Source organism: Prevotella sp. CAG:255, from assembly GCF_000431195.1.
GTDB lineage: Bacteria > Bacteroidota > Bacteroidia > Bacteroidales > Bacteroidaceae > Prevotella > Prevotella rara.
Map to the genome: position 1 here is coordinate 74,778 of NZ_HF986840.1, position 16,959 is coordinate 91,736.

The 16,959-nt window shown below is 37.6% G+C and carries 12 protein-coding genes; 9 read left to right on the plus strand and 3 right to left on the minus strand.

The genetic code is table 11. The features are described 5' to 3' along the window. The coding region (locus QVO66_RS11120; protein ID WP_288172832.1) for a hypothetical protein at positions 1 to 234 on the minus strand (234 nt) is incomplete at its 3' end. On the opposite strand from QVO66_RS11120, the gene QVO66_RS11125 reads away from it, so the two are divergent. Further along, positions 199 to 960 (plus strand): arginase family protein, encoded by a 762-nt coding sequence (locus QVO66_RS11125; protein ID WP_021855574.1) that lies wholly within the window; start codon positions 199 to 201, stop codon positions 958 to 960. The two genes, QVO66_RS11120 and QVO66_RS11125, sit on opposite strands and share 36 nt — an antisense overlap. Positions 961 to 995: 35 nt before the next feature. Here QVO66_RS11125 and QVO66_RS11130 read toward each other — a convergent pair whose 3' ends face one another. Then, a complete protein-coding gene (locus QVO66_RS11130) occupies positions 996 to 1,394 on the minus strand; it encodes an FKBP-type peptidyl-prolyl cis-trans isomerase (RefSeq protein ID WP_021855575.1) in 399 nt (132 codons plus the stop codon). Between the two features lie 240 nt (positions 1,395 to 1,634). Here QVO66_RS11130 and QVO66_RS11135 point away from each other — a divergent pair, with 240 nt between their 5' ends. Further along, the gene (locus QVO66_RS11135; RefSeq protein WP_021855576.1) at positions 1,635 to 2,315 is read left to right on the plus strand and encodes an NUDIX hydrolase; all 681 of its coding nucleotides are present in this window, start codon (positions 1,635 to 1,637) and stop codon (positions 2,313 to 2,315) included. 48 nt (positions 2,316 to 2,363) lie between these two features. Then, on the plus strand, positions 2,364 to 3,158 hold the full coding sequence (locus QVO66_RS11140) for an ADP-ribosylglycohydrolase family protein (protein ID WP_021855577.1): 795 nt from the start codon (positions 2,364 to 2,366) through the stop codon (positions 3,156 to 3,158). A 51-nt stretch (positions 3,159 to 3,209) separates the two neighbouring features. On the opposite strand, the gene QVO66_RS11145 is transcribed toward QVO66_RS11140, so the two are convergent. Further along, on the minus strand, positions 3,210 to 3,998 hold the full coding sequence (locus tag QVO66_RS11145) for an inositol monophosphatase family protein (RefSeq protein ID WP_021855578.1): 789 nt from the start codon (positions 3,996 to 3,998) through the stop codon (positions 3,210 to 3,212). Between the two features lie 737 nt (positions 3,999 to 4,735). Between QVO66_RS11145 and QVO66_RS11150 the strand changes: the two genes are divergently transcribed. From QVO66_RS11150 to recQ, 6 genes are all read left to right on the plus strand, one after another. Then, positions 4,736 to 6,187 (plus strand): hypothetical protein, encoded by a 1,452-nt coding sequence (locus tag QVO66_RS11150; RefSeq protein ID WP_021855580.1) that lies wholly within the window; start codon positions 4,736 to 4,738, stop codon positions 6,185 to 6,187. A 1,180-nt stretch (positions 6,188 to 7,367) separates the two neighbouring features. Continuing rightward, positions 7,368 to 8,036, plus strand: a complete 669-nt coding sequence (locus QVO66_RS11155) for a DNA methyltransferase (protein WP_288172833.1) — start codon at positions 7,368 to 7,370, stop codon at positions 8,034 to 8,036. Further along, positions 8,026 to 9,564 carry an Eco57I restriction-modification methylase domain-containing protein gene (locus QVO66_RS11160; RefSeq protein ID WP_021855584.1) on the plus strand — a complete coding sequence of 513 codons (1,539 nt, stop codon included), beginning with the start codon at positions 8,026 to 8,028 and terminating at the stop codon, positions 9,562 to 9,564. The genes QVO66_RS11155 and QVO66_RS11160 overlap by 11 nt, the downstream gene beginning before the upstream one ends. Beyond that, positions 9,565 to 12,486 (plus strand): GIY-YIG nuclease family protein, encoded by a 2,922-nt coding sequence (locus QVO66_RS11165; protein WP_021855585.1) that lies wholly within the window; start codon positions 9,565 to 9,567, stop codon positions 12,484 to 12,486. Positions 12,487 to 12,504: 18 nt separating this feature from the next. Further along, the gene (locus QVO66_RS11170; RefSeq protein WP_021855586.1) at positions 12,505 to 15,327 is read left to right on the plus strand and encodes a KAP family P-loop NTPase fold protein; all 2,823 of its coding nucleotides are present in this window, start codon (positions 12,505 to 12,507) and stop codon (positions 15,325 to 15,327) included. A gap of 78 nt (positions 15,328 to 15,405) precedes the next feature. Then, on the plus strand, positions 15,406 to 16,959 hold a 1,554-nt coding region (gene recQ, locus QVO66_RS11175; protein WP_288172834.1), incomplete at its 3' end, for a DNA helicase RecQ.

Genomic DNA, 16,959 nt, shown 5'->3' on the forward strand with positions numbered 1-16,959 from the left:
CCGGCGCCAGCCGTAGCTTTTTGGGAACTTAGACCGCAGCATCAGCAAGGCTGATTTTTCATGCCTGACTTTTGACTCTTCTGCTCGCTCTTGCTCTGTGCGGCAGTTTTTAGGATTAATGCCGGAAGTGTTGCGGTCGAGTAGCTTGTGGCTTTGCAGGCGCAATACAGCAAATAAACATAAAAAACTAACTGTAAGATGAAACCTGAAATTGTGGTGATGAACTTCACTCATGTATATGAGCAGGAGCGTTTTCTGTCAAATAGTCATTTCCGCTGGATTGACTGTACCGACCTTAATGGCACCGACTGTTACTGTGATGCTGAAGCAGCCGATGCGCTCAGACGTAGGATGAAGCCTTACAGTCCACACGGACTGCATTTTATCGATTCTGGCAATTATCATTACGTCAGCAAGTTTTGGACCGATAAAATAATCGAACCGTTCTCAATGGTAGTATTCGACCATCATCCCGACATGCAGCCGTCTTTATTCGATGAGATGCTTTCGTGTGGCTCTTGGGTTAAGATCATGCTCGACACTAATAAGTTCTTGCGCAAGGTGCTTATCGTTGGGGCTGCCGACAGACTTATCCGGGCTGTTCCTGATGAGTATCGCGACCGGGTAAAGTTTTATGGTGAGTCTTCTTTAGAGCATGCTGAGGCATGGAGAAAGTTCTCAGCTGAACATGTCGACGAACCTGTGTATATTTCAGTAGACAAGGATGTGCTTAATACTGACTCTGCCGTTACCAACTGGGATCAGGGCTCTTTGTCGCTTGTATCACTTGAGAGTTTGCTTTCAATAATACTCCGAAACGAGAACGTCATAGGCATAGATGTTTGTGGAGAATGTACCCCTTCGCTCGACCTGTTTGACGAACAGCGCAGCATTAGTATTGACGGCAAGGCCAATCACGAACTTTTGTCTCTTTATTGCAGACTTGCTTCTGCCCGTTGATGGCCCTGCCGTCTGTCTTTATCTTTGCGTTGACTTTATGCAATGCCGAGCAGTTCTATCTCAAATATCAATGTTGAGCCGCCCGGTATTCCCGGTTGTGAGAATTTTCCGTAACCCAGTTCTGCCGGTATATAAATTTCCCATTTGTCGCCTACGCACATGTATTGCATGGCAATAATCCATCCTTCAATGAGGTCACTCAGTCTGAAAGCCACAGGAGTTCCGCCAACGCTCGAGTCGAATGTTTTGCCGTCAATGGTGCGTCCTGTATAGTGTGCCGTTACAATGCTTCGTGGAGTAGGGTGTACGCCGTTGTTGTTTCCAGCCGAAAGCACTTTGTAATAAACGCCTTTCGGCAGAGCCATTACGCCGTCTTCGCCGGCTTTTGCCTCAAGCCATTCGCGGTTAGCCTTGATATATTCTTTCTTTCCCATTCTGTTTTTCTTTGTTTATATAATTTTTTCCGGCTGTAAATATAGCTGTTTTTTTGATTATTCTGTGCCTTTTATATTGCAAACATTTGTCTGCTGCTCATGTTTTGGGCAGACTGGACATTTCGTGCCTGATATATATAGGATTCGGCTCGGCATTGCAGATTCAAAAAATGTTTTTTTTGTTTTGCATTGCTCTCGCCTTTCACTATATTTGCAAAAGAATCAATACACAAAGACAATATGGGAAATAAGGTTTATACATATAAGCATCCTCATCCGTCAGTTACGGTTGACTGTGTCATTTTCGGATTCGATGGCTCCAGTCTCCAGGTGTTGCTCATCGAGCGTGGTGCTGAGCCGTTTAAAGGCTGTTGGGCATTTCCCGGCGGATTTCTCAATATGGATGAGTCGGCAGCCGAGGGTGCCATGCGCGAACTTGAAGAAGAAACAGGACTGACCGGGGCTTATATGGAGCAGTTTCATACATATAGTGCCCCTGACCGCGATCCGCGTGAGCGTGTAATAACAATAGCACATTATGCTCTTGTACGCACAAGCGAGGTGCGTCCCGGCGACGATGCCTCAAGGGCGCGGTGGTTTTCGCTCAACGAGGTGCCGCCTTTGGCCTTCGATCATGCACGTATATTGAAAGATGCCCTTACACGTTTGCGTGAGCGCATCCATTTTCATCCCGTAGCCTTCGGCCTTCTGCCAAAAGAGTTTACCATGAAGGAGTTGCGCAGCCTTTATGAAGCAGTATTTTGTGTTAGCTTTGATCATCGGAGCTTTGGTGGCAGAATGTTGCGTACAGGCCTTCTTGTTAAGGTTGCGCCTGCATCAGGTCATAAAAGTTCTGTCTATCGCTTTGACACTGAAAAGTATGAGGAACTCAGGCGTAACGGCATATTTCCGGAGTTTTAGCTGTCGGCAGAGTTTTGCTTGTTATTATCAGATAATAGTTGTTTCGATATGAAGAATTTATTGTTGAGTGCAGCCATTGGCGACATTGCCGGCAGTGCTTATGAGAGCAGATATAATAGTACGAAGAACTATGATGCCGTTGAGATGTTTGCCTCTCACGCCCGTTTTACCGACGACACAGTATGTACTTTTGCTTGTGCCGAAGCCTTGTTGAACAATCTCGACATGGCCGATAATCTGTGGAAGCGTACCAACGGGCATCCGCATGCAGGCTACGGCTACAGGTTCAGGCTTTGGATGGCTTCATCTGTCCATAATCCTTATGGCAGCTACGGCAACGGCAGCGCTATGAGATGCAGTGCTGCCGGATGGCTTGCCGGAACAGAAGAAGAGTGTGTAGATATGGCACGTCTTACGGCTATGCCCACTCACAATCATCCTGAAGGTATAAAGGGGGCTATGGCAACGGCCCTGGCTGTGTATCATCTCAAGTCGGGCCGCGACAAGGCGTATGTCAGGTCTTATGTTCTCGAACATTTCTATCCAGACTGGGCATTAAACTGTTATGCTGATATCCATGATGACTACGTAAACGACACCACCTGTCAGGGCACGGTGCCGGCAGCTCTTATTTGTTTTCTTGAGTCGAAAGATTATGTCGACTGCATCAAGCTTGCCATTTCTCTCGGCGGCGATGCCGACACTCTTGCTGCCATTGCCGGGCCTATGGCTTATGCCTTCTACAGGTCTATGCCTGACAACTTGCAGGATGAGGCTTTGTCTATGCTTCCTGAATGGATGCGCCGGGTCAACAGCGATTTCGATGCGGCTGTCTCTTTATAGCCGCGTCTTGTCCGTGCCGTTCAGGTCTTTATGCCTTCGCGTGCGTGCCTGTCAGTTTGTGATTCTGGTCTTTTCTGCCACGATGTCTGCCATCTGTTTATGGTTGGCTGCGTTGTTGGCTGCTATGACGCCGCCCTTTTGCGTCAGTTTTACAGGCGATCCGTCTGTGGCTGTTATTGTGCCTCCGGCTTCAGTCACAATTAGTGAGGCTGCAGCATAGTCCCATGGGCTGAGCAGATATTCAAAGTAGAGTTCGCAGCGGCCCATTGCCAGATAGCACAGTTCCGGGGCGCAAGCGCCGAAGCGCCTTATGTCGTTGCAGCGGCCGAAGGCTTCAACTATAATGTCAGAGCACATTTGTGCATACTCTTTGTGGTAGACGGGCAGGGCTGTGCATAGCAGCGAGTTCTCAAACGGGCGGTCTGACACGTGTATCTGTCGTCCGTTCAGAAAAGCCCCTTTGCCTTGCTCGGCATAAAACATTTCTCCTGTCATCGGTATATACACCACGCCCATAGCCATGTCTTCATTGTGCTTCAGTCCTACGCATATTGCGCATTGCGCTATGCCGCGGCTATAGTTTGCCGTGCCGTCAATTGGGTCTATTATCCATGTGTATTCGTGCGATGTGTCCCACATGTCTTCTTCTTCACACAGAAATCCGCTGTCAGGCATCAGTTCTTTCAGTCTGCCGCACAGGAAGTCCTGCACAGCCACATCTGATGATGTCACGATGTTGGCAAATCCTTCTTTTTCTGATATTTCGAAGGCATCGGTCTGCATCAGTCCCGCAGCCTCCTTAACTATGTCTATAATTTGCTGTAACGATGGAGTGTTCATATTCTGTTCTGTTAATATGTTGTTGATTCCGGCTTCAGCCGTTCAACTTGCAAAATTATTAAATTTACGCTCATTTGTCGTCATATTTTCATATTTTATACTTTTTTCTTGTTTGATTATAATGACCTGTAGCTGTTTCTTTTTTCTTGCTCTGATGTATAGGCTTTTCTGTTACTTTATTCTTTTGTTTTAGACCTTATTATTATTGTCATAACAGGTTCATGGGCAAAGTATAAAAAGTCAACGTTATTTTCTTGAATTCCTTTTAAACCCAAATCTGTTATTATGATTCGGTCTGTATTTTTGCTTTATATTGAGCGGCTTTTTGTTGGATTTTTGCAGGCATAGCGGGCCATGTCAAGAAAAAGCGAACAAAAAGACGCCAATAGAAACAAAAGGCGGGCTGAAAGCATGAATACATAAAATTGATAAAGTTATATGCGGTCTGATAACCGATTGGGGTAAATCTTGCGAAATAGTTTCTCTTAATCCTATATAGTGTTCTAATATTTGCATCTCATCTTCCGTTTAGGTAGGCAGAAAATATCTTTACATTAACCCTTTCAGCTGATATCTGAAAGTGAAATGTTTTAATATTAATAAATTGAAATATATGTCTATATGGCTTAATTTATAAAGCGAAATGATATTTAATTGTAATAATTCATTGCGGTTTGTTTTATTTTGTCTATATTTGACAAATATAATCATATAAATTCTTATAAAATAATTTAACTATGAAAAAAACTTTACTTTTATTTTGCTTAGGACTGTCTATGCAGAGTCTGACAGCTTCAGCGTCTTATTCGTTCGACAAAAGTGTCAATCATGTATCTGCTGTTGCCGACGGGACACAATGGACAGATTTCGCTGCTTCAAGTTTTGAAGGTGGCGAGGGTACGGCTGAATCGCCTTATCTGATAAAAACTCCGGAGCAGCTTGCTAAACTGGCTAAAGATGTTTACGACGGTACTTCTGTATACGAAAATACATATTTCAAACTGGTTGCTGATATTGATTTGGCAGGTCACGACTGGTTCCCTATCGGATACAACTGTTCTGTTGGTGAGGAAAATGTAAGAGTTGCTTTCAGCGGAAAAGTAGACGGCGACGGCCATAAAATTACTAATCTGACCATTCCTGGTTTGACTGACTATAAGTCAATGGGTATGTTTGGATGCACTGATCCGGGCTTTGAGTTGAGAAACCTGATAATTGAGAGCGGTTCGATTACGGGCGATATGGTTGTTGGTCCGTTTGTAGGCTCAAACAGCGGTATCATTGAGAATTGTGTCAACAAGGTTGACATATCATGTGTTTACTATTATGCCGGCGGTATCGTTGGTTCTAATTACAGAGAAGGCGTCATCAGACAGTGCGTTAATTATGGAGATATTACAGCCGGAAGCGAAGGCGGAAATGGTATGTCAGCAGGAGGTGTTGCCGGTACATGCTACAGCCTGATTGAAGAATGTGCAAACTTCGGTGATGTTAAAGCTATGACAAATGGTGCAGGCGGCGTTATCGGACTGCTTGAGGGTGGCGTTATACGCAACTGTATTAATACCGGTAAAGTGAGTGGTCCGGAGCGTCTCGGCGGTATCATTGGTGATGCTTTAGGCCGTGGCGACAACTGTGAATTATACAACTGCTATAATGTCGGTGCAATAGATGGCAACTCTACTTTAGGCGGTATCATGGGTCTTGCCATGTTCCAGAATTTCAACACGCTTAAGATGCACGACATGTATTTCAGCTCTGATGTGTTTGCCGGTTCTTCATGCGGTGAAGTTACCGATATCTTTGGTGCTTTCGAAATAACAAATGCTCCTGTCATGACTTCAGATCAGATGAAGGCTGAAGATTTTGTTACTACGCTCAACAACGGTAGCGGCAGCGAAGATAAGATATGGGCTGCTGATACAAAGAACATAAACAACGGTTTCCCGATTTTGAGCTTCATGGAGTCTATCGGCACCGGAATTGCAAGCCAGATGTTTAATGACAATATCAATGTCTATGCTGCAGACAACAGAATTGTTGTTGAGGGTGCAGACGGAGAGATGATGCAGGTATACACCGTTGGCGGACAGATGGTTTATAGCGGCAATGCATCTGACATAAGCTCTGAGCCGGGTCTGTTTATTGTTCGCATCAACAATAATTCATATAAAGTGCTTGTTAAATAAAGCGCAGTGATAATATTGTAAACCAAGTATGCGGCCGGATGGCCGGTTTAGGATTAAACATATAGCAGCAGAACACGGAACCAATAAAAACTGTTCCGTGTTCTGTTTTTTTGTTAGGTCGTTTATTAATCTGACATCCGATTTATGATGTCTAAAAGATTAAGGTTCAACCATCTTTCGTCATTGCTTTCGCTAAACGTCATAGTCAACACCGTCATTACTGCAGCCGTATAGACACCTAATGCCAGGATTTTGTGTCTTCTGATAAAGAGAATCAATTCTTCAGTAAAATCTTTCATATAATATGGGTTAAATACGCAGCAAATATAGTCTGTTTTGTTCATATTGCCAAATCCTCTTTTGTCGTGTCGCTGTCCGATGCTGTTCGGCGTAAAGGCATTTCAGGCGTTTTCAAAGAGCTTAAAGCCTTATTTTTTACTTTGTTTTAAATAGGCATTGATTATCTGATAGTTACGTCGCTAGCTGTTATGTTGCGGCGTAACTTATATGCCGTCATTATTTTTATGACTTATTAACTCTTTCTTTTCTTCTTTTGACTGTATAGGCCGGTTTTTGTTGCCTGCATTTTTTGCGCATTATTATTTAACTGCTCGCGCCATATCCCGACGCATCAGTTTCGCCATTAAAACTCATTTGTTTGTGCCTAAAAACTCAGTCACTTTTGCATCAAAAGTGGCCGAGTTACGACTCAAAAACAATAGGTTAATGATTTGAAACCTATGCGTATTGTTTTGCTTACGGTCTGTGCTAAATTAATCTTCATTTCTCTTGTTTGTTAACGAAAAGTATATGTTCTTGTTTCAATTTTTTTTGTGTGTTAAAATGATTGAGAAAGGTGGATGATTTGATATGCTGGGGGGGTGGTAGATTTATACTTTTCTTAGGTATATTCCAATCTTAGCATGCATGAAAATGATGTGTGATTTTATTATAAAAACATTTTATCTTATTATGTTTTTACGAAAAAAATGAATAAATTTGCATTGCAAGAGAGGCAAGACTTAGTCCATTATAAACGACTGTACAATAGCTATTTCTCAAAATGAATCTTATTATGAGAGAAAATGAGTCTTTTAATGATATAGGACGTTCCTATTATTAGTCGTTTGAAGAATTCAATATAAGAAGCTATTGTAGAATATATTTATGAATAGTAATTATGACACAAATAAAATCAAAAGAAAGAGTCTCTGAAAGAGGAGAAGTCTTTACGGCTGAAAGAGAAGTTAATGCTATGCTTGATTTGGTTAATAACGAATGTTTGAGACCTGATTCTAGGTTTCTTGAGCCTGCTTGTGGAGATGGAAACTTTCTTTCCGCCATTTTAAAAAGAAAACTTTCAGAAATAAATAGAAAATATAAAAAATGTATCCGAGATTATGAAAAACAATCTATTGTAGCGGTAAGTAGCCTTTATGGTATCGATATTATGTATGATAATGTTGAGACATGTAGAGAAAGGCTTTATAAAATATGGAATGAAGAATATACTGCTGTATGCAAAGATGATTCTTCTGATGATACAAGAGAGGCTGTTAGATTTATAATACAAAAAAATATTATTACAGGTAATGCGCTTACATTAATGTGTGTAGATGAAAATTGTAATGATACGAATGAGCCTATTGTTTTTTCGGAATGGACACTTATTGGCGAATCTAAAATGCAGCGCTCGGATTATACTATGGCTGATTTGTTGTTATATAATGATACAACAAGCAATGAAGGAAACCTTTTTGCTCTTACAGAAGAGCAGCAAGAAAAGGAAGGCGTGTTTTTAAGGCGTTATATCACTCACTATAAAAAAGTTCAGCAGTATGGAGGTTAGTTTATTTCAGAAGATTTATAATCCTGATGTATTGTCATGCATTGCTAATTTAAGTAATGATGAGGTTTTCACACCACCGGAAGTTGCTAATGAAATTATAGACTTGTTGCCGCAAGAACTTTTTGAAAGTCTAGATACAACATTTTTAGATCCTTGTTGTAAAAGCGGTGTATTTCTTAGAGAAATTGCAAAACGTTTAATTGAAGGTTTGAAATATAAAATACCAGACCTTAATAAGAGGATTGAACATATATTTTCAAGACAACTTTATGGAATCGCTATAACTGAGTTGACAAGTTTGCTTTCTCGTCGTAGTGTTTATTGCAGTAAATTTCCCAGCAGTGAATTTTCTGTGTACAAGTTTCCTGATGACAAACCGCAGGGCAATATAATTTTCCAACGCATTAAACATACATGGAAAAATGGAAAATGTATCTATTGCGGGGCTGCTCAGTCTGAATATGATAGAGATACACAATTGGAAACGCACGCATATCAATTTATTCACAATTTAGATTTAGAAAGAATTTTCAATATGAGATTTGATGTTATTATAGGCAATCCGCCATATCAATTAAGTGATGGGGGAGGCAATGGCGCAAGCGCAAGACCTATTTATCAATTATTTGTTGAACAAGCAAAAAAATTAAATCCTAGATATTTATCAATGATAATTCCTGCAAGGTGGTTTACTGGTGGTAAGGGGTTAGATAAATTTAGATATGATATGTTGCATGATTGTAGGTTAAGAGTTCTTCATGACTTCCCTGAAGCAACAGACTGTTTTTCAGGAGTGCAAATTAAAGGAGGTGTAACATTCTTTCTATGGGATAGGGATTATTCTGGTGATTGTGCCGTTTATACACATAAAGATAGTCGTATATTTGGACCAGTTAATCGTCCTTTGTTAGAAAATGGCTGTGATACATTTATTCGGTATAATGAAGCTGTTGAAATTCTTCATAAAGTTATGATAAAAAAGGAAAAATCAATGGAATCATTGATCAGCACAAGATTACCCTTTGGAATACCTAATACAGAAAAAGGTAAAAAAAATAAGACTTTAGACACTGATTTGGCTATTTTTGTTAGTGGGAATGATAGAGATGTTCGTGGAACAAAAGCTTTTATACCATTGGAAAAAGTAACAAAGGGTAAAGAGATGATACCTTGGCATAAAGTATATATAGCTAAAGCTGGTAGTGGAAGTGATACTTTTCCTCATCCAATACTTCCTAAGCCTTTTTATGGAGCACCGAATACTGTATGTAATGAAAGCTATTTAGTAATAGGACAATTTAAAGATGAAAATGAATGTAATAATGTTATGTCTTATATTGCAACAAAATTCTTTAGATTTCTTGTTTTATTAAAAAAGAACTCGCAAAATGCGCCTAAAGGTGTATATCAATTTGTTCCACAACAAGATTTTTCAGTATCTTGGACAGATGAAAAATTGTATAAGAAATACAATTTGACAAAAGAGGAGATTGAGTTTATAGAATCGATGATTAAACCGATGGAATAAATGGTACAATTATTTTTCCCGCAACGTCCATGCGTAACGCCAACGATTTATGCTTATAAACTGATAGGCGTAACAACCCATATAGGTTATCTGAAGATTGGTTATACTGACCGCACAGCTAAAGAACGTATTGAAGAACAACTTCATACAAGTAAAGTTTGCTATGAGATAGTGTTAGTTGAGTCAGCCATGACATCAAATGGAACATGTTTTACAGATAAGGATATTCATAGAATTCTTGAGAAAAGAGGATTTAAACGACTTAATCCAAATGATAAGACTGATGAATGGTTTAAATGTGATGTAGCAGATGTAAAAAGTGCAATTGTGGCATTACGTACAGGCACACAGAATATTGAAAATAGAACACAGACTTTTTCTATGCGTCCTGAACAAGAACGCGCAGTAACATTAACTCAAGCATATTTTAAGCGATCAATAAAAGATGATCCGACAAGAGTTCCAAAATTTCTGTGGAATGCTAAAATGAGGTTTGGTAAAACTTTTGCCAGTTATCAGTTGGCTAAAAAGATGGGACTTACACGCATTCTTGTTTTAACTTTTAAACCAGCTGTAGAGTCGGCATGGAGAGAGGATTTGATGTCTCATGTTGATTTTGAAGGATGGCAATATGTGTCAAACAAAGATGCAAAGGATAATAATATAAATATAGATCAAGAATTTGAATTGGCAGATAAGTCAAGGCCCATTGTTGTCTTTGGCTCATTCCAAGATTTACTTGGTACGAATGACAATGGTGGTATAAAGACAAAAAATGAGTTTATACATGTTACCAATTGGGATATTGTTATCTTTGATGAATATCATTTTGGAGCATGGAGAGAAAGAGCGAAAGATTTGTTCGAGAAGGAAAATGAAGAAGATGATGTGAACTTTGATGTAGAGAAATATCAGAAAGACGAAGCTAATAATGCTATAAATGAAACATGGCTTCCTATTTCAACAAAATATTATCTTTTTTTATCAGGAACGCCATTCCGTGCACTTAATACAGGGGAGTTTATTGAAGAACAGATTTTCAACTGGACATATTCAGATGAACAGAAGGCAAAGGCGGAATGGAAAGGTAATGGAAATCCTTATTTGTCTTTGCCAAGAATGGTTATGCTTACATATAAAATGCCAGAGGAGATTCAGGAAGTTGCAAAACAAGGAGAGTTTGACGAATTCGATCTAAATGTGTTTTTCTCCACTGAAGGAAAAGGTGAAAATGCAAAATTTAAGTATGAAGCTGAGGTACAAAAGTGGCTTAATCTTATTCGTGGTTCATATCTTCCGGCAAGTATTGACGATTTGAAATTGGGGCATGATAAAAGACCACCTATGCCATTTAGTGATGTTAGATTATTAAATGTGTTGTCACATACTTTGTGGTTTTTACCGAATGTCGCTTCATGTTATGCAATGGCAAATCTTTTAGCACAGAAACAAAATTCATTTTATCATGATTATAAAGTAGTAGTATGTGCTGGCACACATGCAGGTGTTGGTTTAGAAGCATTACTTCCGTTGCAGGCTGCAATGGACGACCCTTTGAAGACAAAGACCATAACACTTACTTGTGGTAAACTTACTACAGGTGTGACAGTAAAGCCATGGAGTGGTATATTAATGCTTCGTAATCTAAAGAGTCCTGAAACATATTTTCAGGCAGCGTTCCGTGTACAAAGCCCTTGGGAGGTAAAAAATGAGGATGGAGAAAAAACGATTATGAAGGATGAATGTTATGTTTTTGATTTTGCACTTGATAGGGCTTTGCGTCAGATTTCTGATTATAGTTGTAGTTTAGATATAAACGAGTCTAATCCAGAAAAAAAAGTAGGAGATTTTATAAAGTTCCTTCCTGTGCTTGCATATGACGGCAGTAGCATGAAAGAAGTTAATGCTCAAGACATTCTTGATATTGCTTTATCTGGCACTTCAGCAACTCTTCTTGCGAAGAGATGGGAATCTGCGTTACTTGTAAATGTTGATAATGATACCTTAAAAAGACTTCTTGATAGTCCGGAAGCTATGAAAGCTTTAATGAGTATTGAAGGCTTCAGAAATCTTAATAATGATTTAACAACAATTATCAACAAATCAGAATCTATAAAGAAAGCCAAAAAAGAAAATGAAAACCTTACTTCTAATGAGAAAAAAGAAATTTCGGAAGAAGAAAGGGAGATGAAAAGTAAACGCAAACAGATACAGGAAAAATTGATAAAGTTTGCTACTCGTATACCAGTTTTTATGTATCTGACAGATTATCGTGAACGTTGTTTGAAAGATGTTATAACGCAACTTGAGCCAGGGCTATTTAAAAAAGTAACAGGACTTGATGTTGAAGACTTTAATATGCTATGCACTCTTGGTGTCTTTAATGCTCCACTTATGAACGATGCTATCTTCAAGTTTAAGCGTTATGAGGATGCCAGTCTTGTATATACAGGTATAAATAAACACCAAAATGATGAAGTTGGTGGATGGGATACAACAATAAGGAAGTCGGAATATGAACGGTTGTTCTACAAACAACAAACCTCGATTACAGATGTAAATATTCATGATTATTTTAAGGATTCACCTAGTGAAAATACTCATATTAAGCAAAATAATGATATCTCAAACAAAGCTATTTCAGCAAATAGGCAAGTTGTAAAGGTGACAGCTTCCTCACGACTAGTACAAACTGATATTCGGACAATGCAATCGTCTGTTGATGCAGATGTAAATATAGATTTAGGAAATATTATTTCAAATATATCATTAGGGACTATTGTTGTACATAGGAAGTTTGGTAAGGGAGAAGTTGTAAAGTTTGACAGAAATGCAAAGTTTGTTTATGTTAAATTTGCTCTTGGAGAAAAGAAATTTGTATTTCCTGATGCTTTTATAATGGGATTCTTAAATGTCGAATAATTTTGCAGATAAGATTATATGAAGTCAAAAGTAATAGACTTTTTTAAGAGTATAGGAGATTTTCCATTTATGTGGTTATGCTCAATAACACTTATAGCGTCTTTTTTTATTTTTGAAGATTGGTGGGTAAATAGGATTAATATAATATGGGTATATCCTATTGCATCACACATAAAAGATGGAGCGTCGTGGTTAAGTATCATTTATTTGTTTATAATTGTAATATATTATTTTTGTGATGCGAGGAAATCAGAAACGATAAATAAAAATAGATGTACAGTGGTTCTAATTTGTACATTTATATATGTACTTTGTCGGTATTCAGATAATTGGAATTATACATTGTTTTTTTATAATCCTTATTTTGCTTGTAGTGATTTAGTTGTTTATCTTTCTTTGATATGTGAAATTGTTCAGTGTGTTTTTATTGTATGCAGGAATAAATCTAAAGAAAATGTTTTGCCTGAATTGGAAATAGAAAAAACACATGGAGTAGCTGATACTTATAATCGTCATTGTTTATGTGAATCTACATATAATACATTAAGAACAAGTTTTTATGAAGAAAGTAGTTTTACTCTATCCATAACAGGTACATGGGGAAGCGGTAAAACAACTTTTATAACAAAACTTAAAGATATGTATGATAAGGATAATACTGTAAAAAGCGTTATTAATTTTGAACCATGGAAAAATGATACCTCAGAATCTATTATTAGATGCTTTTTTACATTGTTGCGCAATGAATTGAGAATTTATATTCCGAATATATCATCCACTTTTGATGAATATATCGAATTATTATTGGATAAAGAAACTGAAAGACTATTTAAAACTATATGTAGATTTTTTTATTATTTATCTCATAGAAAGAGCAATCCATACGATCTGATATGTAATAAATTAGCAAAAACAAAACACAAAACTGTAATTTTTATTGATGATATAGATAGATTAAATGTTGAAGAAATAAAGGAAGTTTTACGTCTAATTAGAAATACTGCAAATTTTCCTTTTGTTCAGTTTATCGTTGCTTACGATAAAAGATATGTTTGTTCTGCATTAAGTAATTGTGGAATAAGTAATTCGGATTTATATTTGGAAAAGTTTTTTAATGTTGATATTGCTTTACCCAAAAGTGAAAATCGAATAATTTGTGAAGAATTATATACGAGATTTAAGAAAACTATTGCTGAGATATGGAATATTAAACAAGATGATTTAAGAATTAAGAATATTATATATTATGCGCCAGAGAGACCTACAAATAGTATAATTGAAAATTATTTAGCGCCGCAAATATTAAATACAATTAGAGATGTTATACGTTTTCATAATTCATTTTATATTTTAGCTAAGGCATATAAAAATGAAAAAAATGAAAATGAAATAGAGTTTCAAAATTTGTTTTTTCTTGAATTATTAAGGTATAGATATGATAATGTTTATACAATCTTAGCTAATAACCCATTTGGATTATTATTGTTGCAAAATAATATATTTGCTTTAAAAAAAGATTATATTGAAACTATTAATAAACTTTTTAGTTATAAAAAATTAGATATTGATATAATAAAAAATATTTTGATATATCTATTTAAACCAAATGATAATAAAATTAATGGAGTTTATAACTTAAGAAGTTATAATAAATATTTTATGTATAGACTTGATGATAAAATTTTAACAATAAGTGAACTATTGGCATTAGCAGATAAAAAAGAGGATGATGCAATAAAGATGGCTGAAGATTTATATAAAAAGAAATATCTCTTAGAATTTGAAAATCAACTTAATGAGATTTTAATACTCTTTTTTTCACCAAATGAGAATCCTATAAATAAATCCAATTTGATTGATTGTACTAAAATATATAGTTTATTATCGAAAATTGTAAAGTCTAATATAAAAGAAATAAGAAGGCAAGCTTCTAATGCAATGATTGAATCATTGAAGATTTTTAATTTTGCAGATAAAGAACAACTTAGTTTGCTATTAAATATATTTAATTTAGTTGATTTTAATTATTTTGGACATCTACAATCTCGTATTGTGAATTTTTTATTGCGAACAATTTTAATAAAAAAAGAATTGTCAAATAAATTTGGACATGAGATAGGAGATAATGAATATCGTCTTGTGTATAATTTTTTAATGAATACAACTCATCCTGAGTTAATAAGCAGCGGTATATGTTCTTTTATTGAGGATGTTAATATTGGCGCAATTGATAATGCAAAAATCTTGATTGAAACTTCTGTGCTTTCAGACATTCTGTTGAAATATTTTGAAAATGAACAAGATAAATTGTCAGATAGAGGATTCTCACTATTTTATAATTGTATAGAGAAGATAGAGCCATTTACAATGCGTGTTCATTTGAAAAAAGAAGCATTGAATATAATGAAAAGTGTAGTTATTAATAATCCGACAAGATATTTCAAAAAGTTTATTCGTACAGGATTAAGCACGAACTCTGAGATTAATACTGTTTCTCCAGAACCATTTTATGCAGATATATTTTGTGGTATTGATGAGTTTGAGAAATTTTTGAAAAATTGTGATATCAGGTCAGAATATGTGGTACGTGTAAATAATTTTTGGGAACTATATAAAAATAATGGATATAATCCAATAAGGTTTTCAAATCAAGGAGATGTGAAAGAAAAAATAAATAATAGTTTTAAAACCGAAATAGCTCTTTTGAACCAGTTAAAAGAGATTATGAAATATTTAGAAGTAAATGGGCATCTGACAAACGAATTAAAAAGTTTATTGGAAAGAAATACCTTACAAATTGAATTGAAAGATAAAATATATGAAAAGTTAAATAGAATATAATTGTTGAAATTAAATACAGTAAAGTCTGATTTTAGTTATCGTTACAGTTTTTTGTTCAATTATAGTAATAGAAAATAAATGGAAGCATTAAAACAGATATTGAAATCATATTTCGGATATGACAGTTTCAGACCGATGCAGGAAGAGATAATAAAGAATGTGATACAAAAGAAAGATTCTTTAGTGCTTATGCCTACAGGCGGCGGAAAGTCGATATGCTTCCAACTGCCGGCGCTGATGCTCGAAGGTACGGCTGTGGTTATATCGCCTCTGATATCACTGATGAAAGACCAGGTGGAGGCACTGCGTGCAAACGGCATAATGGCAGCAACACTGAACAGCGGTAACGATGAGGCAACAGACAGAGTGATACGCGAACAATGCAGACAGGGAAAGATAAAACTGCTGTATATTTCGCCTGAACGCTTTATGACAGAAATAGTATGGATAGGACAGATGATGAAGGTGTCGCTGTTCGCAATAGACGAAGCTCACTGCATATCACAATGGGGACACGACTTCAGGCCTGAATATGTACATCTTGGCGTGTTGCATGAACGCTTTGCCGATGTACCTATAATAGCATTGACTGCTACTGCCGACAAAACGACAAAGGCAGACATAATAGACAAACTGAACCTACGCGATCCACAAATATTTGTAAGTTCGTTCGACCGCCCTAATCTTAGTCTTGATGTAAGGCGCGGATACTCGGCAAAGGAGAAGCTGAACACCATATTGGACATAATAGACAGGCATCCTTATGAGAGCGGGATAATATACTGTCTGTCGCGTAAGGAGACAGAACGTCTTGCAGGGAAGCTGAAGCGTGAGGGCGTTGCCGCCGGAGCATATCATGCCGGACTGGAGATGGAAGAGCGCAGCAGAATACAAGAGGACTTTATAAAAGACAAGATAGACGTAGTGGTGGCAACGGTGGCTTTCGGCATGGGCATAGACAAGAGCAACGTGAGGTATGTGATACACTATAACCTGCCTAAGAGCATAGAGAGCTTTTATCAGGAAATAGGACGCGGAGGACGCGACGGACTGCCCACGGAGACGGTGCTGTTTTATAACATAGGCGACCTTGTAACCCTGCGCAGCTTTGCCGACGAGAGTGGACAGAGCGAGCTTAACAACGAGAAACTGAACAGAATGCAGGAGTATGCCGAAGCACAGGTGTGCCGAAGGCGCATACTGTTAAACTATTTTGGTGAGGTGAGCGAACACGACTGCGGCAACTGTGATGTATGCAACAATCCTCCGCAGCATTTTGACGGCACGATGATAGTAAAGAAAGCACTGTCGGCAATAATGCGCACAAAAGAGCGTATAGGCTTTACTACGACGATAGACATTCTGCGCGGTACGATGTCTGCCGACGTGGCGGCAAACAGATATGATCTGCTTAAGACTTTTGGAGTGGGGCACGACGTTCCGGCACGCGACTGGCGCGACTATCTGTTGCAGATGCTGCAGATGGGCTTTATAGAGATAGCATATACCGAAGACAAGCATCTGAAGGTTACGATGCTGGGACGTGAAGCATTGTTTGGCGACAAAAAAGTGGAGCTTGCGATGATTAGGAGAGAGGACAGACGGAAGAATAAAATCAAGCAGGCGCAGCAG